This is a genomic window from Enterobacter sp. UPMP2061 (assembly GCF_053709615.1).
Genome location: NZ_JBSKJP010000008.1, coordinates 96414 through 118729, shown reverse-complemented (window position 1 = coordinate 118729; position 22316 = coordinate 96414). Strand labels below are relative to the sequence as shown.

Genomic DNA, 22316 nt, shown 5'->3' with positions numbered 1-22316 from the left:
AAGCTCTGTTAACCATTGCCCTGCGATTGCGGGCGGTGATGTCAATTAAGTAAAGTGTTAGACTATTTCATCATTTTTTTAGCTTCCCTGTATATAGCGCCGCGAGGAGTGTAGTCGCAGATGGCAAAACAAAAAAAACGTGGCTTCTTTTCCTGGTTGGGTTTCGGTGAAAAAGAGCAAGAAACAGAACAGAAAACCGAAGAACAGCAGGTTGTAGAAGAGCCGTCACAGCCTGAAACGCCTGTCGAAACCGCTGCGGTTGTCGAAGCGGAAGAGCCAGCCCACAGCAAAGAAGAGATTGAATCCTTTGCCGAAGAGGTGGTTGAGGTTACTGAACAGGTTCAGGAGAGCGAAAAACCAGAGCCGGTTATCGTTGAAACCCTTAACGAAGCGCCGCAGGCCACTATCGAACACGAAGAGCTGCCGCTGCCGGAAGAGGTGAAAGCTGAAGAGGTTTCTGCCGAAGAGTGGCAGGCCGAAGCGGAAACCGTTGAAATTGTTGAGGCGGTGGAAGAAGAAGCGGCCCTTGAGCCAGAGCTGACCGACGAAGAGCTGGAAGCCCAGGCGCTGGCGGCGGAAGCGGCTGAAGAAGCGGTCATCGTCGTGCCGGTGGAAGCGCAGGCCGAAGAAGAGATCGTTCAGGAGCAAGAAAAACCGACCAAAGAAGGTTTCTTCGCGCGCCTGAAGCGCAGCCTGCTCAAAACCAAAGAAAACTTAGGTTCCGGATTTATCAGTCTGTTCCGCGGCAAAAAGATCGACGACGATCTGTTTGAGGAGCTGGAAGAGCAACTGCTGATTGCGGACGTGGGCGTGGAAACCACCCGGAAGATCATCGCCAACCTGACCGAAGGGGCGAGCCGCAAACAGCTGCGTGACGCCGAGGCGCTGTACGGCCTGCTGAAAGACGAGATGGGTGAAATTCTCGCAAAAGTTGACGAACCGCTTAATATTGAAGGCAAAATGCCGTTTGTTATCCTGATGGTTGGCGTCAACGGCGTGGGCAAAACCACCACCATCGGCAAGCTGGCGCGCCAGTTTGAGCAGCAGGGCAAATCGGTGATGCTGGCGGCGGGCGATACCTTCCGTGCGGCAGCGGTGGAACAGCTTCAGGTGTGGGGCCAGCGCAACAATATTCCGGTTATTGCTCAGCACACCGGCGCGGATTCCGCGTCCGTGATTTTCGATGCCATCCAGGCGGCGAAGTCGCGTAACGTGGACGTGCTGATTGCGGATACCGCAGGGCGTTTGCAGAACAAATCGCACCTGATGGAAGAGCTGAAGAAAATCGTTCGCGTCATGAAGAAGCTGGACGAAGATGCACCGCATGAAATTATGCTGACTATCGATGCCAGCACCGGACAGAACGCCATCAGCCAGGCGAAACTGTTCCATGAAGCGGTAGGACTGACCGGGATCGCGCTGACCAAGCTGGACGGGACCGCGAAAGGCGGGGTGATCTTCTCCGTGGCCGACCAGTTCGGCATTCCTATCCGTTACATCGGTGTGGGCGAGCGTATTGAGGATTTACGTCCGTTTAAAGCGGACGACTTTATTGAGGCACTATTTGCCCGAGAGGACTAACAATGATTCGCTTTGAACACGTCAGCAAGGCCTATCTCGGCGGGAGACAAGCGCTACAGGGGGTGACATTCCACCTCCAGCCAGGCGAGATGGCATTCCTGACCGGCCATTCCGGCGCGGGGAAAAGTACCCTGCTCAAGCTGATCTGTGGGATCGAGCGGCCAAGCGCCGGGAAAATCTGGTTCAGCGGCCATGAAATTAGCCGTCTTAAGAACCGTGAAGTGCCGTTCCTGCGTCGTCAGATTGGCATGATTTTCCAGGATCACCACCTGCTGATGGATCGCACGGTTTTCGATAACGTCGCGATCCCGCTGATTATTGCTGGCGCCAGTTACGATGATATCCGCCGTCGCGTTTCGGCGGCGCTGGATAAGGTCGGGCTGCTGGACAAAGCGAAGAACTTCCCGATCCAGCTCTCCGGCGGTGAGCAGCAGCGCGTGGGTATCGCCCGCGCGGTAGTGAACAAGCCTGCCGTTTTGCTGGCGGATGAACCGACCGGTAACCTGGACGATGCCCTCTCTGAAGGGATCCTGCGCCTGTTTGAGGAATTTAACCGCGTGGGGGTCACGGTACTGATGGCGACGCACGACATGGGGCTGATCTCCCGCCGTTCGTACCGCATGCTGACCCTGAGCGACGGGCATTTGCACGGAGGCCACGGTGAATAAGCGTGATGCAATGAACCAGATTCGGCAGTTCAGCAACCGGTTTGACCGTTTCCGCAAGCCTCAGGGCGGCGGGGACGGCAATCGCAATGCGCCTAAGCGTGCCAAAGCGGCACCGAAACCGAACTCCCGCAAAACCAACGTCTTTAACGAGCAGGTGCGGTACGCCTTCCAGGGCGCGTTGCAGGATCTGAAAAGCAAACCGCTGGCGACGTTCCTGACGGTGATGGTGATTGCCATCTCCCTGACGCTGCCCAGCGTCTGCTACATGGTTTACAAAAACGTAAACCAGGCGGCGTCCCAGTACTATCCGTCGCCGCAGATCACCGTTTATCTGGATAAAGCCCTCGACGATAACGCGGCGGCTCAGGTGGTGGGGCAGATTCAGGCCGAGCAGGGCGTGGAGAAGGTGAACTATCTTTCCCGCGATGAAGCGCTGGGTGAGTTCCGCAACTGGTCCGGATTCGGCGGCGCGCTGGATATGCTTGAAGAGAACCCGCTGCCCGCCGTGGCGGTGGTGATCCCGAAACTCGATTTCCAGGGCACGGATTCGCTCAACACCCTGCGCGACCGCATTACCCGCATTAACGGGATTGATGAAGTGCGCATGGACGACAGCTGGTTTGCCCGTCTTGCCGCCCTGACCGGGCTGGTAGGACGCGTGTCGGCGATGATCGGCGTGCTGATGGTGGCGGCGGTGTTCCTCGTCATCGGTAATAGCGTGCGCCTGAGCATCTTCGCCCGTCGCGATACCATCAACGTGCAGAAACTGATTGGCGCAACGGATGGTTTCATCCTCCGCCCGTTCCTTTACGGCGGCGCGTTATTAGGTTTTTCTGGTGCATTTCTTTCATTGATATTGTCAGAAATTTTGGTGATGCGGCTGTCGTCTGCCGTGACTGAAGTGGCGCAGGTTTTCGGAACTAAGTTTGATATCAGTGGCTTAGGGTTCGATGAGTGCCTGCTGTTGCTGCTGGTGTGCTCCATGATCGGCTGGGTGGCGGCATGGCTGGCAACGGTTCAACATTTACGCCACTTTACTCCCGACTAATAAAAGCGTGATATAATCTTTCCCTGCACCGAGATGTTCGCTTGCAGGGAAAGCGTCCCTGTTGTCTCTTCCCCTGTAATCATCTTCATGTCACATTTTGTGCGTAATTTATTCACTGTCGCACCTGGAACTTGTGGATAAAATCACTGTCTGATAAAAGAGTGAATGCTAATCTCGTTGCTCAAACGCTTTGGCATGGTTGTTGCCTGACGGGGACAACCTGGACCAGAAGAAACATTGAGAGGAATGAATGACCAAAGAAATGCAAACTTTAGCTTTAGCCCCTGTTGGTAACCTGGAATCTTACATCCGGGCTGCGAACACCTGGCCGATGTTAACGGCTGAGGAAGAAAAGGAGCTTGCTGAAAAGCTGCATTACCAGGGCGATCTGGAAGCAGCTAAAACGCTGATCCTGTCTCACCTGCGCTTTGTTGTTCACGTTGCTCGTAATTATGCGGGCTACGGCCTGCCGCAGGCGGACCTGATTCAGGAAGGTAACATTGGCCTGATGAAGGCGGTACGTCGCTTTAACCCGGAAGTGGGTGTGCGACTCGTCTCCTTCGCCGTGCACTGGATCAAAGCGGAAATTCACGAATACGTCCTGCGTAACTGGCGTATTGTGAAAGTCGCCACGACGAAAGCGCAGCGCAAACTGTTCTTCAACCTGCGTAAAACCAAGCAGCGTCTGGGCTGGTTCAATCAGGATGAAGTGGAAATGGTGGCGCGCGAGCTGGGCGTTTCCAGCAAAGACGTCCGCGAGATGGAATCCCGTATGGCCGCACAGGACATGACGTTTGATATGTCTGCCGACGATGACGCGTCCGACAGCCAGCCGATGGCCCCGGTTCTGTATCTACAGGATAAAACCTCTAACTTTGCTGACGGCATTGAAGAGGATAACTGGGAAGACCAGGCGGCGAACAAGCTGACCTTCGCGATGGAAGGCCTCGACGAGCGTAGCCAGGATATTATTCGTGCCCGCTGGCTGGACGAAGATAACAAGTCCACGTTGCAGGAACTGGCCGACCGCTACGGCGTCTCCGCTGAACGTGTGCGTCAGCTTGAGAAAAACGCCATGAAAAAACTTCGCGCCGCTATCGAAGCGTAATTTCCGCGAAGTACACCGGGAACCCTCGAATGCAAATTCGGGGGTTTTGTTTTTTTAGCGCCCGCTCTGGCGAATTTCTTCCCCCTGGCAAACACTTACTGATGCGCTAAGCAGGCGACTTTCAGAGGGTGACAGGGTGAAAAATAACGAACTGAACGACCGGCGTTTACAGGCGACGCCGCGCGGTATCGGCGTCATGTGTAACTTCTATGCCGATAAAGCCGAAAACGCCACGGTGTGGGACGTGGAAGGTAACGAGTATATTGATTTTGCCGCCGGGATCGCCGTGCTGAATACCGGGCATCGCCATCCTAAAGTTATCGCCGCCATCGAAAAACAGCTTCACGCCTTTACCCATACCGCTTATCAAATCGTCCCCTATGAAGGTTATGTGGCGCTTGCCGAGCGCATCAACCAGCGCGTACCCATAGAGGGGCCAGCCAAAACCGCCTTCTTCTCAACGGGGGCGGAAGCGGTCGAAAACGCGGTGAAAATCGCCCGCGCGTACACCAGACGTCCCGGCCTTATCACCTTCGGCGGCGCGTTCCACGGCCGTACCTTTATGACCATGGCGATGACCGGCAAAGTGGCGCCCTATAAGCTCGGCTTCGGCCCGTTCCCCGGCTCGGTGTACCACGCGCAATTCCCCAACAGCCTGCACGGGGTTAGTACCGCCGAAGCGCTAAAAAGCCTGGAGCGCATCTTCAAAGCCGATATCGCGCCCGATCAGGTGGCGGCAATCATTATTGAACCGGTTCAGGGCGAGGGCGGGTTCAACGTCGCGCCCGCTGATTTTATGCAGGCGCTGCGTGCCCTGTGCGATACCCACGGGATTTTACTGATTGCCGACGAAGTGCAAACCGGCTTCGCTCGTACCGGCAAGCTGTTCTCCATGGAAAACCACTGCGTGAAGCCCGATCTGATCACCATGGCGAAAAGCCTGGCGGGCGGGATGCCGCTCTCTGCCGTCTCTGGCCGGGCGGAGGTGATGGATGCGCCCGCCCCGGGCGGTCTGGGCGGAACCTACGCGGGTAACCCGCTGGCGATTGCGGCGGCCCATGCGGTGCTGGATGTGATTGACGAGGACGATCTCTGCACCCGCGCGGCGCATCTCGGGCATCATCTGGTCGAGGTGCTGAATAAAGCGAAGGATGGCTGTCCGTATATCGCCGATATCCGTGGGCAGGGCTCGATGGTGGCGGTAGAATTTACCGATCCGCAAACCGGACAGCCGTCGCCCGAATTTACCCGTCAGGTTCAGGAGCGCGCGTTGAACGAAGGGCTGCTGCTTTTGATCTGCGGCGTTTATGGCAACGTTATTCGCTTCCTCTACCCGCTCACCATCCCCGAAGTGCAGTTCCGTAAAGCGCTGGATATTATTTCCGCCTCGCTGACACGATAAAGCCAAAAGCCCGGCTGAAATGACAGTTGGGCTTATCATATTTTCATTTCAAATTAGCTATTCCAAAATCATAAAAATGGGGTATGTTTTAGCAGAGTATGCTGAAAAAGCGCGAACAGCACGCCTATAACTGAAATAAAGCGCTACACAACAACATCACAACAATCGTTATAACCATAATAATGGGGAATCTCAGGATGAACATGAAGGGTAAAGCGTTACTGGCAGGATGTATCGCGTTGGCATTCAGCACTATGGCCCAGGCCGATATTAAAGTGGCCGTGGTGGGCGCGATGTCCGGTCCGGTAGCACAGTACGGCGACCAGGAATTTACCGGCGCGGAACAGGCGGTTGCAGACATTAATGCTAAGGGCGGCATCAAGGGCGAAAAGCTGCAAATCGTAAAATATGACGATGCCTGTGACCCGAAACAGGCGGTCGCGGTGGCGAACAAAGTGGTAAACGACGGGATCAAATACGTTATCGGTCACCTGTGCTCCTCTTCCACCCAGCCCGCGTCTGACATCTACGAAGACGAAGGCATTCTGATGATCACGCCGGCCGCGACGGCGCCAGAGCTGACCGCGCGCGGCTATAAGCTGATCCTGCGTACCACCGGTCTGGACTCCGATCAGGGGCCAACCGCCGCGAAATACATCGTGGAAAAAGTGAAGCCGCAGCGCATCGCGATTGTTCATGACAAACAGCAGTACGGCGAAGGCCTGGCCCGTGCGGTGCAGGATAACCTGAAAAAAGCGAACGCCAACGTGGTGTTCTTTGACGGTATCACCGCCGGTGAGAAAGACTTCTCGACCCTGGTCGCGCGTCTGAAGAAAGAAAATATCGATTTCGTTTACTACGGCGGCTACCACCCGGAAATGGGGCAGATCCTGCGCCAGGCGCGTGCGGCGGGTCTGAAGACGCAGTTCATGGGGCCAGAAGGTGTCGCGAACGTTTCCCTGTCTAATATCGCGGGTGAATCCGCTGAAGGGCTGCTGGTGACCAAACCGAAGAACTACGACCAGGTGCCTGCGAACAAACCTGTTGTCGATGCCATCAAGGCGAAGAAACAGGATCCAAGCGGTGCGTTCGTCTGGACCACCTACGCAGCGTTGCAGTCTCTGCAAGCGGGCCTGAACCAGTCAGCCGATCCGGCGGAGATTGCCACCTGGCTGAAAGCGAACTCGGTGGAAACCGTGATGGGGCCGCTGTCCTGGGATGAGAAGGGCGATTTGAAGGGCTTCGAGTTCGGCGTGTTTGACTGGCATGCCAACGGCACGGCGACTGACGCAAAATAAACGTAAAAAGGCAACGCAAGTTGCCTTTTTTAATGTTTTCTCCCTCTCCCCGTGGGAGAGGGCCGGGGTGAGGGCATCAGCCCGCTCAGCCCTCTTTTGCCCGGTGGCGCTTCGCTTACCGGGCCTACTATGAGCACCTCGCAGCCGCCACCCGGCTTTCTTTTAGCGCTTCTCCCACCCGTTCGCCTGCGCCGTAAACCCTAACGCCTGCATAAACGCCGCCATCACGCCGCGATCCTCTACGCCCACGTCGGCCATCCACCAGGAGGTTACGCTCGGGTTTTCGCGGATCACCTCTTCAATCAAATACTGCCCGACCCCGCGACGACGGGTCACGTCGCGCACGCGCAGGGAGTCCAGCGCCCCTTCCGTGCCGCTCAGCGTTACGCGGACGGCGGCCAGCAGACGTTCATTAAAACGCGCGGCATAGATGCGGTGGTTTTCATCGACGGCCAGCGATGAAGGGGAATATTCCGGCCAGATCTTGCCCAGGTCGATACGATCCTGGTCGCTAAAGGTCACCAGACGCACGATAGTCAGTTTCATTAGCTGCTTGTCCAAATCAAAAAGAGTAGGGCCAGTGTACTCAATTTATTTGCTCAGGCGCTTTCTCTTTTTCTTCCCATTTACCAGGTGATTAGTTTTTTGGCAGCGCGATGGGCAGTTTGAAAACACATGGATCGAAAAATAAGCAGAATTTTAACCTGAAGGGCAGTGATTTATTCGGCGCTTTGTACCGTTATTTTATGCTGCAAACCGCGCTTTTATTTGTTTATCTCCGCCTGATTTCAGAATATTATCTTTGCTTAATCGCCTGAAAAATAGAGATTTTAGTCTGGTTTTTGACAAAAAACTGCGCTAAACCATTAAAGGCACTGGTAAAAATAGCGTTGTTCATAAAAAGTACAGAATGCTTTTTAACCATAATAAAACAAAATATAAACATGACATCACGAATGGGGATTCAGAGATGAAAAGGAACGCGAAGACGTTAATCGCGGGGATGGTCGCACTGTCGATCTCGCATGCCGCTATGGCAGACGACATTAAAGTTGCGGTAGTGGGGGCGATGTCCGGCCCTGTTGCCCAGTGGGGTGACATGGAGTTCAACGGCGCGCGTCAGGCCATCAAAGATATCAACGCCAAAGGCGGCATCAAAGGCGACAAGCTGGTAGGCGTGGAGTATGACGACGCCTGCGATCCTAAACAGGCCGTCGCGGTCGCCAACAAAATCGTTAACGACGGTATCCAGTACGTCATCGGGCACCTGTGTTCTTCCTCCACGCAGCCTGCGTCTGATATCTACGAAGACGAAGGCATTCTGATGATCACCCCGGGTGCCACCAACCCGGAACTGACCCAGCGCGGCTACCAGCACATCATGCGTACCGCCGGTCTGGACTCCTCTCAGGGGCCAACCGCCGCCAAATACATCCTCGAAACCGTTAAGCCGCAGCGTATCGCCATCATCCATGATAAGCAGCAGTACGGCGAAGGCCTGGCGCGTTCCGTACAGGACGGCCTGAAAAAAGGCGGCGCAAACATCGTCTTCTTCGACGGCATTACCGCCGGTGAGAAAGACTTCTCCGCGCTGATCGCCCGCCTGCAAAAAGAGAATATCGACTTCGTTTACTACGGCGGCTACTACCCGGAAATGGGGCAGATGCTGCGCCAGGCGCGCGCCACCGGCCTGAAAACCCAGTTTATGGGGCCAGAGGGCGTCGGTAATGCCTCCCTGTCCAACATCGCGGGCGATTCTGCCGAAGGCATGCTGGTGACGATGCCAAAACGCTATGACCAGGATCCGGCGAATAAGGCTATCGTGGATGCGCTCAAGGCGCAGAAGAAAGATCCGAGCGGTCCGTACGTCTGGATCACCTACGCGGCCGTGCAGTCTCTTGCCACCGCGCTGGACCGTACCGGCAGTAAAGAGCCGTTGGATCTGGTGAAAGATTTAAAAGCACACGGGGCGAACACCGTGATTGGGCCGCTGAACTGGGATGAGAAAGGCGATCTGAAGGGATTTGAGTTTGGTGTCTTTAAGTGGCACGCCGACGGGTCTTCCTCGGTCGCCAAATAATCATCCCACCGCCCGGCTCACCGGGCGGGTATAAAAAGGTTTTCTTATGTCCGAGCAGTTTCTCTACTTCTTGCAGCAGATGTTTAACGGCGTCACGCTGGGAAGCACCTACGCGCTGATCGCCATCGGCTACACGATGGTTTACGGCATTATCGGCATGATCAACTTCGCCCACGGCGAGGTGTACATGATCGGTAGCTACGTCTCCTTTATGATTATCGCCGCGCTGATGATGATGGGCATCGACAGCAGCTGGCTGCTGGTGGCCGCCGGGTTTGTCGGCGCGATTGTGATCGCCAGCGCCTACGGCTGGAGTATTGAACGGGTGGCCTACCGGCCGGTGCGCAGCTCCAAACGCCTGATCGCGCTGATCTCCGCCATCGGTATGTCCATTTTCCTGCAAAACTACGTCAGCCTGACCGAAGGTTCACGCGACGTGGCGCTGCCAAGCCTGTTTAACGGCCAGTGGATTGTAGGGGCCAGCGAAAACTTCTCTGCCACCATCACCACCATGCAGCTGGTTATCTGGGTTGTGACCTTTATTGCCATGCTGGCCCTGACCCTGTTCATCCGCTACTCCCGCATGGGACGCGCCTGCCGCGCCTGCGCGGAAGATCTGAAGATGGCGAGCCTGCTCGGGATTAACACCGACCGCGTGATTGCCCTGACCTTCGTGATCGGCGCAGCGATGGCGGCGGTGGCTGGCGTGTTGCTCGGCCAGTTCTACGGCGTAATCAACCCGTACATCGGCTTTATGGCCGGGATGAAAGCCTTCACCGCGGCGGTACTGGGCGGCATTGGCAGCATTCCGGGCGCGATGATCGGCGGCCTGATCCTGGGCGTGGCCGAAGCGCTCTCCTCGGCGTACCTGAGCACCGAATATAAAGATGTGGTGTCGTTTGCCCTGCTGATTCTGGTTCTGCTGGTAATGCCTACCGGTATTCTGGGCCGTCCGGAGGTAGAGAAAGTATGAAACCGATGCATTTTGCGATGGCGCTGCTCTCTGCCGCCATGTTCTTCGTCCTGGCGGGCGTCTTTATGGGCGTCCAGTTAGGACTGGACGGCACGAAGCTGGTGGTGGATACCGCTCCCGACATCCGCTGGCAGTGGGTGTTTATCGGCACCGCCGTGGTGTTCCTGTTCCAGCTGTTGCGTCCGCTGTTCCAGAAGACGCTGAAAAACGTCTCCGGGCCGAAATTCGTCCTGCCGGCGATCGACGGTACAACGGTGAAACAGAAGCTGTTCCTGGTGGCGCTGCTGGTGGCTGCCGTGGCGTGGCCGTTTATGGTATCGCGCGGGACGGTGGATATTGCCACCCTGACCATGATCTACGTGATTCTGGGGCTGGGTCTGAACGTGGTGGTGGGGCTGTCTGGCCTGCTGGTGCTGGGCTACGGCGGGTTCTACGCCATCGGCGCGTACACCTTCGCGCTGCTGAACCACTATTACGGCCTCGGCTTCTGGACCTGTCTGCCGCTGGCGGGGCTGGTCTCTGCCGCGGCGGGCTTCCTGCTCGGCTTCCCGGTGCTGCGCCTGCGCGGTGACTATCTGGCGATTGTGACCTTAGGCTTCGGCGAAATCGTCCGTATTCTGCTGCTCAACAATACCGAAGTGACCGGCGGTCCGAACGGCATCAGCCAGATCCCGAAACCGACCTTCTTCGGCCTGGAGTTCAGCCGTACCGCCCGTGAAGGCGGCTGGGATACCTTCAGCAATTTCTTTGGCATCAAGTACGATCCGTCCGACCGCGTGATCTGGCTCTATCTGGTGGCGCTGCTGCTGGTGGTGATTACCCTGTTCGTGATCAACCGTCTGCTGCGCATGCCGCTGGGCCGCGCGTGGGAAGCGCTGCGCGAAGATGAGATCGCCTGCCGCTCCCTGGGCCTGAACCCGACCCGCATCAAGCTGACCGCATTTACCATCAGCGCCGCGTTTGCCGGTTTCGCCGGGACGCTGTTTGCCGCACGTCAGGGCTTCGTCAGCCCGGAATCGTTCACCTTTGCCGAATCCGCCTTTGTGCTGGCGATTGTGGTGCTCGGCGGAATGGGCTCGCAGTTCGCCGTGATCCTCGCGGCTATCCTGCTGGTGGTCTCCCGCGAGCTGATGCGCGACTTTAACGAATACAGCATGTTAATGCTGGGTGGTTTGATGGTGCTGATGATGATCTGGCGTCCGCAGGGTCTGCTGCCGATGACCCGTCCACAGCTGAAGCTGAAACGCACACAGGCGAAAGGAGAGCAGGCATGAAGCCTTTATTATCCGTTAACGGCCTGATGATGCGTTTTGGCGGCCTGCTGGCGGTCAACAATGTGAATCTGGATCTGCACAAGAAAGAGATTGTCTCCCTGATTGGCCCGAACGGCGCGGGAAAAACCACGGTCTTTAACTGTTTGACCGGCTTCTACAAGCCGACGGGCGGCACCATCATGCTGCGCGACCAGCACCTTGAAGGGCTGCCGGGCCAGCAGATTGCCCGCATGGGCGTGGTGCGTACCTTCCAGCACGTGCGTCTGTTCCGCGAGATGACGGTGATTGAGAACCTGCTGGTGGCACAGCATCAGCAGCTGAAAACCGGCCTCTTCTCCGGCCTGCTGAAAACCCCGGCCTTTCGCCGCACGCAGGAGGAGGCGCTCGACCGCGCCGCGACCTGGCTCGACCGTATCGGCCTGCTCCAGCACGCTAACCGTCAGGCGAGCAACCTCGCTTACGGGGATCAGCGTCGCCTTGAGATCGTGCGCTGCATGGTGACCCAGCCGGAGATCCTGATGCTCGACGAACCAGCGGCAGGTCTCAATCCGAAAGAGACCAAAGAGCTGGACGAGCTGATTGCCGAGCTGCGCGACCATCACGACACCACCATCCTGCTGATTGAGCATGACATGAAGCTGGTGATGGGCATTTCGGACCGTATCTACGTGGTAAACCAGGGCACGCCGCTGGCAAACGGCACGCCGGAAGAGATCCGCAACAACCCGGACGTGATCCGCGCATACCTTGGTGAGGCATAAGATGGAAAAAGCGATGTTAACGTTCGACAAGGTCAACGCGCACTACGGCAAGATCCAGGCGCTGCACGACGTCAGCCTGCACATCAATCAGGGCGAAATCGTCACCCTGATTGGCGCCAACGGCGCGGGTAAAACCACGCTGCTCGGCACCCTGTGCGGCGACCCGCGCGCCACCAGCGGGCGGATTGTGTTTGACGGCAAAGATATTACCGACTGGCAGACGGCTAAGATCATGCGTGAAGCGGTGGCGATTGTCCCGGAAGGGCGCCGCGTATTCTCCCGCATGACGGTGGAAGAGAACCTGGCGATGGGCGGTTTCTTCGCCCATCGGGATGAATTCCAGACCCGCATCAAGTGGGTGTACGAACTCTTCCCGCGCCTGTGGGAGCGTCGTATTCAGCGAGCGGGCACCATGTCCGGCGGCGAGCAGCAGATGCTGGCGATTGGCCGCGCGCTGATGAGCCAGCCGCGCCTGCTGCTGCTGGACGAGCCGTCGCTTGGTCTTGCGCCGATCATTATCCAGCAGATCTTCGACACCATCGAGCAGTTGCGTAAAGAGGGGATGACCATCTTCCTCGTCGAGCAGAACGCCAACCAGGCGCTGAAGCTCGCCGACCGTGGCTACGTGCTGGAGAACGGGCGCGTGGTGCTCTCCGATACCGGTGACGCGCTGCTGGCGAACGAGGCGGTGCGGAGTGCGTACCTCGGAGGCTAAGCCGTCTGTGTTGCCCGGTGGCGCTGCGCTTACCGGGCCTACAGGGATCGACCAGGCCGGGTAAGGCGTAGCCGCCACCCGGCTTTTTTAACCACTACACCCCTTCACACAACCATCATCCCCCTGACGCCTGGCTGTCACTTATCTGTAAACAAACAGTTATTTTTCTGTCATTCGAGCATGTCATGTTACCTCGCGAGCATAAAACGCGTGATATCGCGCATCCGGCACAATAAGAGAGATGACAATGACATCGTTACGACACACAGCTTTGGGTCTGGCACTGGGTCTGGCTTTTGCGACGAACGCAATGGCTGTGACCACCATTCCGTTCTGGCATTCCATGGAAGGGGAGTTGGGTAAAGAGGTTGACTCCCTGGCGCAGCGTTTCAACGACACCCACCCGGATTACAAAATTGTGCCGGTGTACAAAGGCAACTACGAGCAGAGCCTGAGCGCGGGCATCGCCGCCTTCCGTACCGGTAACGCGCCTGCGCTGTTACAGGTTTATGAAGTGGGCACCGCCACCATGATGGCCTCCAAAGCCATCAAACCGGTCTATGAAGTATTCAAAGAGGCGGGCATTAACTTTGACGAATCCCAGTTCGTACCGACCGTAGCGGGTTACTACACCGATTCCAGAACCGGGCACCTGCTGTCCCAGCCGTTTAACAGCTCCACGCCTGTGCTGTACTACAACAAAGACGCCTTCAAAAAAGCCGGTTTAGATCCGGAGCAGCCGCCAAAAACATGGCAGGACCTGGCCGAGTACACCGCGAAGCTGAAAGCGGCGGGGATGAAGTGCGGTTACGCCAGCGGCTGGCAGGGCTGGATCCAGATTGAAAACTTCAGCGCCTGGCACGGCCTGCCGGTGGCTACCAAAAACAACGGCTTCGACGGTACCGACGCGGTGCTGGAGTTCAACAAGCCGGAGCAGGTGAAGCACATCGCGCTGCTTGCCGATCTCAACAAGAAGGGCGACTTCAGCTACTTCGGGCGTAAAGACGAATCCACCGAGAAGTTCTACAACGGCGACTGCGCCATTACCACCGCCTCGTCCGGCTCGCTGGCAGACATCCGTCACTACGCCAAATTCAACTACGGTGTGGGGATGATGCCGTACGATGCTGACGTTAAAGGCGCGCCGCAGAACGCCATCATCGGCGGGGCGAGCCTGTGGGTGATGCAGGGTAAAGACAACGGCACCTACAAAGGCGTGGCCGAGTTCCTCGACTTCCTGGCGAAGCCGGAAAACGCCGCCGAGTGGCACCAGAAGACCGGCTATCTGCCGATCACCAAAGCCGCGTACGACCTGACCCGCGAGCAGGGCTTCTATAGCAAAAACCCAGGCGCAGACATCGCGACGCGCCAGATGCTGAACAAGCCGCCGTTGCCGTTCACCAAAGGCCTGCGTCTGGGCAACATGCCGCAGATCCGCACCATCGTCGATGAAGAGCTGGAAAGCGTGTGGACCGGGAAGAAAACGCCACAGCAGGCGCTGGACTCTGCGGTAGAGCGCGGAAATCAGCTGCTGCGCCGCTTTGAGCAGTCGACCAAATCGTAAAAAAATGCCCGGTGGCGCTGCGCTTACCGGGCCTACGACGTGCCCCATGTAGGCCGGGTAAGGCGTAGCCGCCACCCGGCATTGTTCAGGAACCTAATCTCAATGTCCTCATCCCGTCCGGTGTTCCGTTCCCGCTGGCTGCCGTACCTGTTGGTCGCACCGCAGCTGGTCATCACCGTTATCTTCTTTATCTGGCCTGCGGGCGAAGCGCTGTGGTACTCGGTACAAAGCGTGGATCCGTTCGGGCTTTCCAGCCAGTTTGTCGGGCTGGACAACTTTACCGCGCTGTTCCACGACAGCTACTACCTGGACTCCTTCTGGACGACGATCAAATTCAGTGCGCTGGTCACCGTGAGCGGTCTTGTCGCGTCGCTGTTTTTCGCCGCGCTGGTGGATTACGTGGTGCGCGGCAGCCGTCTGTATCAGACCCTGATGCTGCTGCCCTACGCCGTGGCTCCTGCCGTGGCCGCCGTGCTGTGGATCTTCCTGTTTAACCCAGGGCGCGGGCTGATTACCCACTTCCTGGGCGAATTTGGCTACGACTGGAACCACGCCCAGAACAGCGGTCAGGCGATGTTCCTGGTGGTGTTCGCCTCGGTGTGGAAGCAGATCAGCTATAACTTCCTGTTTTTCTTTGCCGCGCTACAGTCTATCCCGCGTTCGCTGGTGGAGGCCGCCGCCATCGACGGCGCAGGGCCGGTGCGCCGCTTCTTCCGCCTGTCGCTGCCGCTGATCGCCCCGGTGAGTTTCTTCCTGCTGGTGGTTAACCTCGTGTACGCCTTCTTCGATACCTTCCCGGTGATCGACGCGGCGACCGCAGGCGGTCCGGTGCAGGCGACAACGACGCTGATCTACAAGATCTACCGCGAAGGCTTTGCGGGGTTGGATCTCTCCGCTTCTGCCGCGCAGTCGGTGGTGCTGATGTTCCTCGTCATCATCCTCACGGTGGTGCAGTTCCGCTATGTCGAAAGTAAGGTGCGCTACCAATGATTGAGAACCGTCGCGGGCTGACGATTTTCAGCCATACCATGCTGATTTTAGGGATTATCGTCATCCTGTTCCCACTGTACGTGGCCTTCGTCGCCGCCACGCTGGACACCAAAGCGGTGTTCGACACGCCGATGACGCTGATCCCAGGCGGGCATCTTTTCGAGAACATGAAAACTATCTGGACCCAGGGCGTGGGCGCCAACAGCGCGCCGTTCTGGCTGATGATGCTCAACAGCTTCATCATGGCGTTTGGCATCACCGTCGGCAAAATTACGGTGTCGATGCTCTCAGCGTTCGCCATCGTCTGGTTCCGCTTTCCGCTGCGTAACCTGTTTTTCTGGATGATTTTCATCACCCTGATGTTGCCGGTAGAGGTGCGTATCTTCCCGACGGTGGAAGTGATCGCCAACCTGAAGATGCTCGACAGCTACGCGGGCTTAACCCTGCCGCTGATGGCCTCGGCGACCGCCACCTTCCTGTTCCGCCAGTTCTTTATGACCCTGCCGGACGAGCTGATTGAAGCGGCGCGCATCGACGGCGCGTCGCCGATGCGCTTCTTCCGCGACATCGTGCTGCCGCTGTCGAAAACCAACCTCGCGGCGCTGTTTGTGATCACCTTTATCTACGGCTGGAACCAGTATCTGTGGCCGTTGCTGATCGTTCAGGACGTCAACCTCGGCACCGCCGTGGCAGGCATCAAAGGCATGATCGCCACCGGCGAAGGCACCACCCTCTGGAACCAGGTGATGGCGGCGATGCTGCTCACCCTTATCCCACCCGTAGTCATTGTTTTAGCCATGCAGCGCGCGTTTGTCCGCGGCCTGGTCGATAGCGAGAAATAAGATGGCAGGTTTAAAATTACAGGCAGTTACCAAAAGCTGGGACGGTAAAACCCAGGTCATTCAGCCGCTGACGCTCGACGTGGCGGACGGGGAATTTATCGTGATGGTCGGCCCGTCCGGCTGCGGAAAATCCACCCTGCTGCGTATGGTGGCCGGGCTGGAGCGCGTAACATCCGGGGATATCTGGATTGACCGCCAGCGCGTCACCGAGATGGAGCCCAAAGATCGCGGCATCGCGATGGTGTTCCAGAACTATGCCCTCTATCCGCACATGAGCGTGGAAGAGAACATGGCCTGGGGGCTGAAAATTCGCGGTATGGGCAAAGGTCATATCGACGAGCGCGTAAAAGAAGCCGCGCGCATTCTGGAACTTGACGGCCTGCTTAAGCGCCGCCCGCGCGAGCTCTCCGGCGGCCAGCGTCAGCGCGTGGCGATGGGGCGCGCCATCGTGCGCGACCCGGCGGTATTCCTGTTCGACGAACCGCTGTCAAACCTCGACGCCAAACTGCGCGTGCAGATGCGCCTTGAGCTACAGCAGCTGCATCGCCGCCTGAAAACCACGTCCCTCTATGTGACTCACGATCAGGTTGAAGCCATGACCCTCGCCCAGCGCGTGATGGTGATGAACAAAGGCATCGCCGAGCAGATTGGCACCCCGGTGGAGGTCTACGAAAAACCGGCCAGCCGTTTTGTGGCGAGCTTTATCGGCAGCCCGGCGATGAACCTGCTGGACGGGCGGATCAATACGGCGGGAACCCACTTCGAGCTGGAAAGCGGGATGGCGTTGCCGATCAACTGGTACTATCGTGGCTACGCCGGGCGTAAGATGACGCTCGGTATCCGCCCGGAGCATATTGGTTTGACGTCTCAGGCGGACGGCGGCGTGCCGCTGGTGATGGATACGCTGGAGATGCTGGGCGCAGACAACCTGGCGCACGGGCGCTGGGGCGAGCAAAAGCTGGTGGTACGCCTGCCGCATCAGGAGCGCCCGAAGGCAGGCAGCACGCTGTGGCTGCATATGCCGGAAAATCACCTGCACTTATTTGACGGTGAAACAGGACAACGAGTATGAGCAACTGGCCTTACCCCCACATCGTCGCCCACCGTGGCGGCGGTAAGCTGGCGCCGGAAAACACCCTGGCGGCAATTGACGTTGGCGCGCGCTACGGCCACACGATGATCGAGTTCGACGCCAAGCTGTCGAAGGACGGCGAAATTTTCCTGCTGCACGACGACAACCTCGAACGCACCAGCAACGGCTGGGGCGTGGCAGGTGAACTGCCGTGGCGTGACCTGCTGAAGGTGGACGCCGGCAGCTGGTACAGCGGCGAATTTAAAGGCGAACCGCTGCCGCTGCTGGCGGAAGTGGCGGACCGCTGTCGTCAAAACGGCATGATGGCCAACATCGAAATCAAACCGACCACCGGCACCGGGCCGCTGACGGGTAAAGTGATTGCCCTCGCCGCGCGCGAGCTGTGGGAAGGGATGACCCCGCCGCTGTTGTCGTCGTTTGACATCGACGCGCTGGAAGCCGCACAGGCTGCCGTACCGGAGTTGCCGCGCGGGCTGCTGCTGGATGCGTGGCGAGAAGACTGGCGCGCGCTGACGACCTTCTTAGGCTGCGTGTCGATCCACCTCAACCATAAGCTGCTGGATGAAGCGCGCGTGACGCTGTTGAAGGAGGCCGGTCTGCATATCCTGGTGTATACCGTCAATAAACCCCAGCGTGCAGCCGAGCTGCTGCGCTGGGGCGTGGACAGCATCTGTACCGATGCGATTGACCAGATTGGGCCGAACTTTATTTATTAAGCATACTGCCGTTCTGCTGGGTCGGCAGCATGTGCTGCTGACCGCTGCTTTGCGACACCCCGCCCCCTAACATCCCACCGTTTGAGTTTGGCAGCGGCTGCTCCCGCATCTGGCCCTGCTGCACGCGCTGGGTGTTGGTATTCATCTGGTTTTGCAGGTGCTGCTGCTGCACCTGGGTCTGCGTTTTTAACTGCTGATTGAGCATCCCTTTCTGCTGCTGTTGCTGGCTCATCATCTCCGTCTGCATACGCTGCTGGCTCGGAATGACGTAGCCCGGCTGGTTCGGGTTGTTCAGGGTGTTGATTGGCTGTGCGAGCGCGGCGAACGGAAGCAGCGCGGTCAGGATCAGTAATCGTTTCATGGTTATCTCCTCCTTTGAGGCTTCTCTTAAGTTTACCCTGATTCCGGCATAACGATGATTTTTTAAGAGTTGTGAACCAGGCTTAAGCGGGGAATATGGGCCCCTTCACCTGGAGAACAATAATGATGAAACCAACCTTTTTGCGCTGGGTCGCCATCGCTGCGCTGATGGCAGGCGGCACATTTACCGTGGCGGCCAACCCGCCCGCCGCTCCTCCGGTCTCTTACGGCGTGGAGGAGGATGTTTTTCACCCCGTGCGGGCGACGCACGGCATGGTGGCCTCGGTTGACGCGCTGGCAACGCAGGTGGGCGTCGATATTCTTAAGCAGGGCGGTAACGCGGTGGATGCGGCGGTCGCGGTGGGATATGCGCTGGCGGTGACGCATCCACAGGCGGGGAACCTGGGCGGCGGCGGGTTTATGATGCTGCGCACCAAAGACGGTAAAACCACGGCCATCGACTTCCGTGAGATGGCGCCGAATCAGGCCTCCCGCGATATGTTCCTCGACGATCAGGGCAATCCGGACAGTAAAAAATCTCTGACCTCGCACCTTGCCTCCGGCACGCCGGGCACCGTTGCGGGGTTCTCGCTGGCGCTGGAAAAATATGGCACGCTGCCGCTGAATAAAGTGGTGCAGCCTGCCATCAAGCTGGCGCGCGACGGCTTCGTCGTCAACGACGCGCTGGCGGACGACCTCAAAACCTACGGCAGCGAAGTTATTCCCAATCATGAGAACAGCAAGGCTATCTTCTGGAAAGACGGCGAGCCGCTGAAAAAGGGCGATAAGCTGGTGCAGAAGAACCTCGCAAAAAGTCTCGAACTGATTGCCGAAAACGGTCCGGACGCCTTCTATAAGGGGCCGATTGCCGATCAGATTGCCGATGAGATGCAGAAGAACGGCGGGCTGATCACCAAAGCGGATCTGGCGGAATATAAGGCGGTGGAGCGCGAGCCGATCAGCGGCACCTATCGCGGCTACGAGGTCTTCTCCATGCCGCCGCCGTCCTCCGGGGGCATTCACATCGTGCAGATCCTCAATATTCTGGAAAACTTCGATATGCACAAGTTCGGCTTCGGTAGCGCCGATGCCATGCAGGTGATGGCGGAGGCGGAGAAGCGCGCCTACGCTGACCGCTCGGAATACCTTGGCGATCCGGACTTCGTGAAGGTGCCGTGGCAGGCGCTGACCAACAAAGCCTATGCCAAATCGATTGCCGACGAGATCGACATCAACAAGGCGAAGCCGCCGAGCGAGATCCGCCCCGGCAAGCTGGCGCCGTATGAAAGTAACCAGACCACCCATTTCTCGGTGGTGGATAAAGACGGTAACGCGGTGGCGGTAACTTACACGCTTAACACCACCTTCGGCACCGGGATTGTGGCGGGCAACAGCGGCATTTTGCTGAACAACGAGATGGATGATTTCTCTGCCAAACCGGGCGTGCCGAACGTCTACGGCCTGGTCGGCGGCGATGCGAATGCGGTCGGGCCGAAGAAGCGCCCGCTGTCGTCCATGTCGCCCACCATCGTGGTGAAAGACGGCAAAACCTGGCTGGTGACCGGCAGCCCTGGCGGGAGCCGGATTATCACAACCGTGCTGCAAATGGTGGTGAACAGTATCGACTTTGGGATGAACGTCGCCGAAGCGACCAATGCGCCGCGTTTCCACCACCAGTGGCTGCCGGACGAGCTGCGCGTGGAGAAGGGCTTTAGCCCGGACACCCTCAAGCTGCTTGAGCAGCGCGGGCAGAAGGTGGCGGTGAAGGAGGCGATGGGCAGCACCCAGAGCATTATGGTCGGGCCGGACGGGGCGCTGTTTGGCGCATCGGACCCGCGTTCGGTGGATGATTTAACGGCGGGGTATTGATTTTTTTGCCCGGTGGCGCTGCGCTTACCGGGCCTACAACGGCACGAACGTAGGCCGGGTAAGGCGAAGCCGCCACCCGGCAACAAACTACTTCATACGCGCCATATAATACGCATCCACATACTCGCCGTTGCGCAGGGCGTAGCGCCTGCCGGTGCCTTCAATCTCAAACCCGTGCTTTTTGTACACCGCGATTGCCGGTTCGTTATCCACAAACACCGTTAACTCGATGCGGTCGACGCGCAGCCAGTTGTCGCACATATCGATCATGGTGCGAATCAGTGCGCTGGCCACGCCGCGGTTATGCCACTGCGCGCCAACGCAGATACCGAAATCTGCAACGTGGCTGCGGCGTGGTCGCTGGGCGACATCAATGGTGAGGTGGCCGACCACGATATCATCAATGCAGGCAACCAGCTGTTTAATGCCCGGCTGTTCGCCTAGCCGCATTTGCCACATTTCCATTGAAGGATGAGGAACCTGTAGCGTGTTGTGGTACACCTCCGGCTGGGCGTGGATCTGACGAATGGCGTCGTAATCTTTCGGTTCAGCGTGGCGTATCACTATCTCACTCATTCCTTGTTCCTCAGTCAGTTAAAAGTCCCCTCCAACATCAGTGACTTTAAAAGTTGAGTCAATCGCTATTTTTTGCAAAAAGTGTTGGACAAGTGCGAATGAGAATGATTATTATTGCTCTGCATTCAGGAAGACCTCCTACGGGAACCTGAAAGCACGACATTGCTCACATTGCTTCCAGTATTACTTTAGCCAGCTTCTCGCTGGCTTTTTTTTGCCCTTTTTCTCCCTCTCCCTGTGGGAGAGGGCTGGGGTGAGGGCAAAACATGCGCTATGGTAAAACTCAGTAACCTTCCAAAAGGACTGAGCCATGACACTACATTGTGCATTTATTGGATTTGGCAAAAGCACCACGCGTTACCACCTTCCGTATGTTCTTAACCGAAAAGAGACCTGGCACGTGGCCCATATCTATCGCCGCCGCGCGAAGCCAGAAGAGCAGTCTCCGCAGTATTCCCATATTCATTTCACCAGCGATCTTGATGAGGTGCTTAACGACCCGCAGGTGAAGCTGGTGGTGGTCTGTACCCACGCCGACAGCCACTTTGACTACGCGAAACGCGCGCTGGAAGCGGGTAAAAACGTGCTGGTGGAAAAACCGTTCACCCCGACCATCGCCGAAGCGAAGGAGCTGTTCGCGCTGGCGAAAAGCAAAGGGCTGACCGTCACGCCGTACCAGAACCGTCGCTTTGACAGCTGCTTCCTGACGGCAAAAAAGGCAATTGAAAGCGGCAAACTCGGCGAGATCGTGGAAATCGAAAGCCACTTCGATTACTACCGACCGGTGGCGGAAACCCAGCCCGGCCTGCCGCAGGATGGCTCCTTCTATGGTCTGGGCGTGCACACCATGGACCAGATCATCTCCTTGTTTGGCCGCCCGGACCACGTGGCGTATGACATCCGCAGCCTGCGCAATAAGGCCAACCCGGACGATACCTTTGAAGCGCAGCTGTTCTACGGCGATCTCAAAGCCATCGTAAAAACCAGCCATCTGGTGAAAATCGACTACCCGAAATTTATCGTTCACGGCAAGAAAGGCTCCTTTATCAAGTACGGTATTGACCAACAGGAGACCAGCCTGAAGGCCAATATCATGCCGGGTGAACCGGGCTTTGCGGCAGATGATTCCGTGGGCGTGCTGGAGTACGTGAACGACGAGGGCCTGGCGGTCAGGGAAGAGCTGAAGCCGGAAACGGGCGACTATGGACGCGTCTACGATGCGCTGTATGACACCCTCACCACCGGCGCGCCGAATTATGTCAAGGAATCTGACGTTCTGACCAACCTGGAAATCCTTGAACGGGCCTTCGAACAGGCTTCTCCTGCCACGGTAACCCTCGCCAGATAAGCAAAAATGGCTCCTCTTCGCTTGTTCTAAATTTTTGAACAGAGGAGTCA

At 57.6% G+C, this 22316-nt stretch carries 21 protein-coding genes; 18 read left to right on the top strand and 3 right to left on the bottom strand.

The window, feature by feature from the left end; genetic code table 11:
* Window positions 1-120: 120 nt before the first annotated feature.
* The 6 genes from ftsY (at window position 121) to livJ (ending at window position 7105) form a co-directional block, all read left to right on the top strand.
* Window positions 121-1581, top strand: coding sequence for a signal recognition particle-docking protein FtsY (ftsY, locus tag ACWKXX_RS15960; RefSeq protein ID WP_015571476.1), 1461 nt, complete (start codon window positions 121-123; stop codon window positions 1579-1581).
* A 2-nt stretch (window positions 1582-1583) separates the two neighbouring features.
* Complete coding sequence (gene ftsE / locus ACWKXX_RS15955) at window positions 1584-2249, top strand: cell division ATP-binding protein FtsE (protein ID WP_006812284.1); 666 nt, start codon at window positions 1584-1586, stop codon at window positions 2247-2249.
* Complete coding sequence (ftsX, locus tag ACWKXX_RS15950) at window positions 2242-3297, top strand: permease-like cell division protein FtsX (protein ID WP_017384126.1); 1056 nt, start codon at window positions 2242-2244, stop codon at window positions 3295-3297. Before ftsE ends, ftsX begins: the two co-directional genes overlap by 8 nt.
* Window positions 3298-3547: 250 nt before the next feature.
* Window positions 3548-4405 carry an RNA polymerase sigma factor RpoH gene (rpoH, locus tag ACWKXX_RS15945; RefSeq protein ID WP_000159624.1) on the top strand — a complete coding sequence of 286 codons (858 nt, stop codon included), beginning with the start codon at window positions 3548-3550 and terminating at the stop codon, window positions 4403-4405.
* 136 nt (window positions 4406-4541) lie between these two features.
* A complete protein-coding gene (locus tag ACWKXX_RS15940) occupies window positions 4542-5807 on the top strand; it encodes a 4-aminobutyrate--2-oxoglutarate transaminase (protein WP_261665938.1) in 1266 nt (421 codons plus the stop codon).
* 197 nt (window positions 5808-6004) lie between these two features.
* Entirely contained in the window at window positions 6005-7105 is a 1101-nt protein-coding gene (gene livJ / locus ACWKXX_RS15935; RefSeq protein WP_015571474.1) for a branched chain amino acid ABC transporter substrate-binding protein LivJ, read from the top strand.
* A gap of 162 nt (window positions 7106-7267) precedes the next feature.
* On the opposite strand, the gene panM is transcribed toward livJ, so the two are convergent.
* Window positions 7268-7651 (bottom strand): aspartate 1-decarboxylase autocleavage activator PanM, encoded by a 384-nt coding sequence (gene panM / locus ACWKXX_RS15930; protein ID WP_015571473.1) that lies wholly within the window; start codon window positions 7649-7651, stop codon window positions 7268-7270.
* Between the two features lie 424 nt (window positions 7652-8075).
* Between panM and livK the strand changes: the two genes are divergently transcribed.
* From livK to ugpQ, 10 genes are all read left to right on the top strand, one after another.
* Entirely contained in the window at window positions 8076-9185 is a 1110-nt protein-coding gene (gene livK / locus ACWKXX_RS15925; protein WP_023295547.1) for a high-affinity branched-chain amino acid ABC transporter substrate-binding protein LivK, read from the top strand.
* A gap of 46 nt (window positions 9186-9231) precedes the next feature.
* A complete protein-coding gene (gene livH, locus ACWKXX_RS15920) occupies window positions 9232-10158 on the top strand; it encodes a high-affinity branched-chain amino acid ABC transporter permease LivH (protein ID WP_015571470.1) in 927 nt (308 codons plus the stop codon).
* Entirely contained in the window at window positions 10155-11432 is a 1278-nt protein-coding gene (locus tag ACWKXX_RS15915; RefSeq protein WP_003861542.1) for a high-affinity branched-chain amino acid ABC transporter permease LivM, read from the top strand. Before livH ends, ACWKXX_RS15915 begins: the two co-directional genes overlap by 4 nt.
* The gene (gene livG, locus ACWKXX_RS15910; protein ID WP_003861544.1) at window positions 11429-12193 is read left to right on the top strand and encodes a high-affinity branched-chain amino acid ABC transporter ATP-binding protein LivG; all 765 of its coding nucleotides are present in this window, start codon (window positions 11429-11431) and stop codon (window positions 12191-12193) included. The genes ACWKXX_RS15915 and livG overlap by 4 nt, the downstream gene beginning before the upstream one ends.
* Before the next feature lies 1 nt (window position 12194).
* Entirely contained in the window at window positions 12195-12908 is a 714-nt protein-coding gene (gene livF, locus ACWKXX_RS15905) for a high-affinity branched-chain amino acid ABC transporter ATP-binding protein LivF (RefSeq protein ID WP_015571469.1), read from the top strand.
* Between the two features lie 247 nt (window positions 12909-13155).
* Window positions 13156-14472 (top strand): sn-glycerol-3-phosphate ABC transporter substrate-binding protein UgpB, encoded by a 1317-nt coding sequence (gene ugpB, locus ACWKXX_RS15900; RefSeq protein WP_193361204.1) that lies wholly within the window; start codon window positions 13156-13158, stop codon window positions 14470-14472.
* 102 nt (window positions 14473-14574) lie between these two features.
* Window positions 14575-15462, top strand: a complete 888-nt coding sequence (gene ugpA / locus ACWKXX_RS15895; protein WP_003861551.1) for a sn-glycerol-3-phosphate ABC transporter permease UgpA — start codon at window positions 14575-14577, stop codon at window positions 15460-15462.
* Complete coding sequence (gene ugpE / locus ACWKXX_RS15890) at window positions 15459-16304, top strand: sn-glycerol-3-phosphate ABC transporter permease UgpE (protein ID WP_015571468.1); 846 nt, start codon at window positions 15459-15461, stop codon at window positions 16302-16304. The genes ugpA and ugpE overlap by 4 nt, the downstream gene beginning before the upstream one ends.
* Window position 16305: 1 nt before the next feature.
* Window positions 16306-17376 (top strand): sn-glycerol-3-phosphate import ATP-binding protein UgpC, encoded by a 1071-nt coding sequence (locus tag ACWKXX_RS15885; protein ID WP_015571467.1) that lies wholly within the window; start codon window positions 16306-16308, stop codon window positions 17374-17376.
* The gene (gene ugpQ / locus ACWKXX_RS15880; RefSeq protein ID WP_193361206.1) at window positions 17373-18113 is read left to right on the top strand and encodes a glycerophosphodiester phosphodiesterase; all 741 of its coding nucleotides are present in this window, start codon (window positions 17373-17375) and stop codon (window positions 18111-18113) included. The genes ACWKXX_RS15885 and ugpQ overlap by 4 nt, the downstream gene beginning before the upstream one ends.
* On the opposite strand, the gene ACWKXX_RS15875 is transcribed toward ugpQ, so the two are convergent.
* Entirely contained in the window at window positions 18103-18474 is a 372-nt protein-coding gene (locus ACWKXX_RS15875; protein ID WP_017384131.1) for a DUF2756 family protein, read from the bottom strand. The two genes, ugpQ and ACWKXX_RS15875, sit on opposite strands and share 11 nt — an antisense overlap.
* Before the next feature lie 122 nt (window positions 18475-18596).
* On the opposite strand from ACWKXX_RS15875, the gene ggt reads away from it, so the two are divergent.
* Window positions 18597-20342, top strand: a complete 1746-nt coding sequence (gene ggt, locus ACWKXX_RS15870) for a gamma-glutamyltransferase (RefSeq protein WP_261665940.1) — start codon at window positions 18597-18599, stop codon at window positions 20340-20342.
* A gap of 87 nt (window positions 20343-20429) precedes the next feature.
* On the opposite strand, the gene yhhY is transcribed toward ggt, so the two are convergent.
* Window positions 20430-20918: an N-acetyltransferase gene (gene yhhY / locus ACWKXX_RS15865; protein ID WP_015571463.1), complete on the bottom strand. Its 489-nt coding sequence runs from the start codon at window positions 20916-20918 to the stop codon at window positions 20430-20432.
* A 310-nt stretch (window positions 20919-21228) separates the two neighbouring features.
* Between yhhY and ACWKXX_RS15860 the strand changes: the two genes are divergently transcribed.
* Complete coding sequence (locus ACWKXX_RS15860) at window positions 21229-22266, top strand: oxidoreductase (RefSeq protein ID WP_017693850.1); 1038 nt, start codon at window positions 21229-21231, stop codon at window positions 22264-22266.
* Window positions 22267-22316 lie beyond the last annotated feature (50 nt).

Excerpts from the sequence above, each read along its gene's own strand:
- ftsY (WP_015571476.1), top strand. The coding sequence starts at position 121 with ATGGCAAAACAAAAAAAACGTGGCTTCTTTTCCTGGTTGGGTTTCGGT.
- ftsE (WP_006812284.1), top strand. The coding sequence starts at position 1,584 with ATGATTCGCTTTGAACACGTCAGCAAGGCCTATCTCGGCGGGAGACAA.
- rpoH (WP_000159624.1), top strand. The coding sequence starts at position 3,548 with ATGACCAAAGAAATGCAAACTTTAGCTTTAGCCCCTGTTGGTAACCTG.
- livJ (WP_015571474.1), top strand. The coding sequence starts at position 6,005 with ATGAACATGAAGGGTAAAGCGTTACTGGCAGGATGTATCGCGTTGGCA.
- panM (WP_015571473.1), bottom strand. The coding sequence starts at position 7,651 with ATGAAACTGACTATCGTGCGTCTGGTGACCTTTAGCGACCAGGATCGT.
- livK (WP_023295547.1), top strand. The coding sequence starts at position 8,076 with ATGAAAAGGAACGCGAAGACGTTAATCGCGGGGATGGTCGCACTGTCG.
- livH (WP_015571470.1), top strand. The coding sequence starts at position 9,232 with ATGTCCGAGCAGTTTCTCTACTTCTTGCAGCAGATGTTTAACGGCGTC.
- ACWKXX_RS15915 (WP_003861542.1), top strand. The coding sequence starts at position 10,155 with ATGAAACCGATGCATTTTGCGATGGCGCTGCTCTCTGCCGCCATGTTC.
- livG (WP_003861544.1), top strand. The coding sequence starts at position 11,429 with ATGAAGCCTTTATTATCCGTTAACGGCCTGATGATGCGTTTTGGCGGC.
- livF (WP_015571469.1), top strand. The coding sequence starts at position 12,195 with ATGGAAAAAGCGATGTTAACGTTCGACAAGGTCAACGCGCACTACGGC.
- ugpB (WP_193361204.1), top strand. The coding sequence starts at position 13,156 with ATGACATCGTTACGACACACAGCTTTGGGTCTGGCACTGGGTCTGGCT.
- ugpA (WP_003861551.1), top strand. The coding sequence starts at position 14,575 with ATGTCCTCATCCCGTCCGGTGTTCCGTTCCCGCTGGCTGCCGTACCTG.
- ugpE (WP_015571468.1), top strand. The coding sequence starts at position 15,459 with ATGATTGAGAACCGTCGCGGGCTGACGATTTTCAGCCATACCATGCTG.
- ACWKXX_RS15885 (WP_015571467.1), top strand. The coding sequence starts at position 16,306 with ATGGCAGGTTTAAAATTACAGGCAGTTACCAAAAGCTGGGACGGTAAA.
- ugpQ (WP_193361206.1), top strand. The coding sequence starts at position 17,373 with ATGAGCAACTGGCCTTACCCCCACATCGTCGCCCACCGTGGCGGCGGT.
- ACWKXX_RS15875 (WP_017384131.1), bottom strand. The coding sequence starts at position 18,474 with ATGAAACGATTACTGATCCTGACCGCGCTGCTTCCGTTCGCCGCGCTC.
- ggt (WP_261665940.1), top strand. The coding sequence starts at position 18,597 with ATGATGAAACCAACCTTTTTGCGCTGGGTCGCCATCGCTGCGCTGATG.
- yhhY (WP_015571463.1), bottom strand. The coding sequence starts at position 20,918 with ATGAGTGAGATAGTGATACGCCACGCTGAACCGAAAGATTACGACGCC.
- ACWKXX_RS15860 (WP_017693850.1), top strand. The coding sequence starts at position 21,229 with ATGACACTACATTGTGCATTTATTGGATTTGGCAAAAGCACCACGCGT.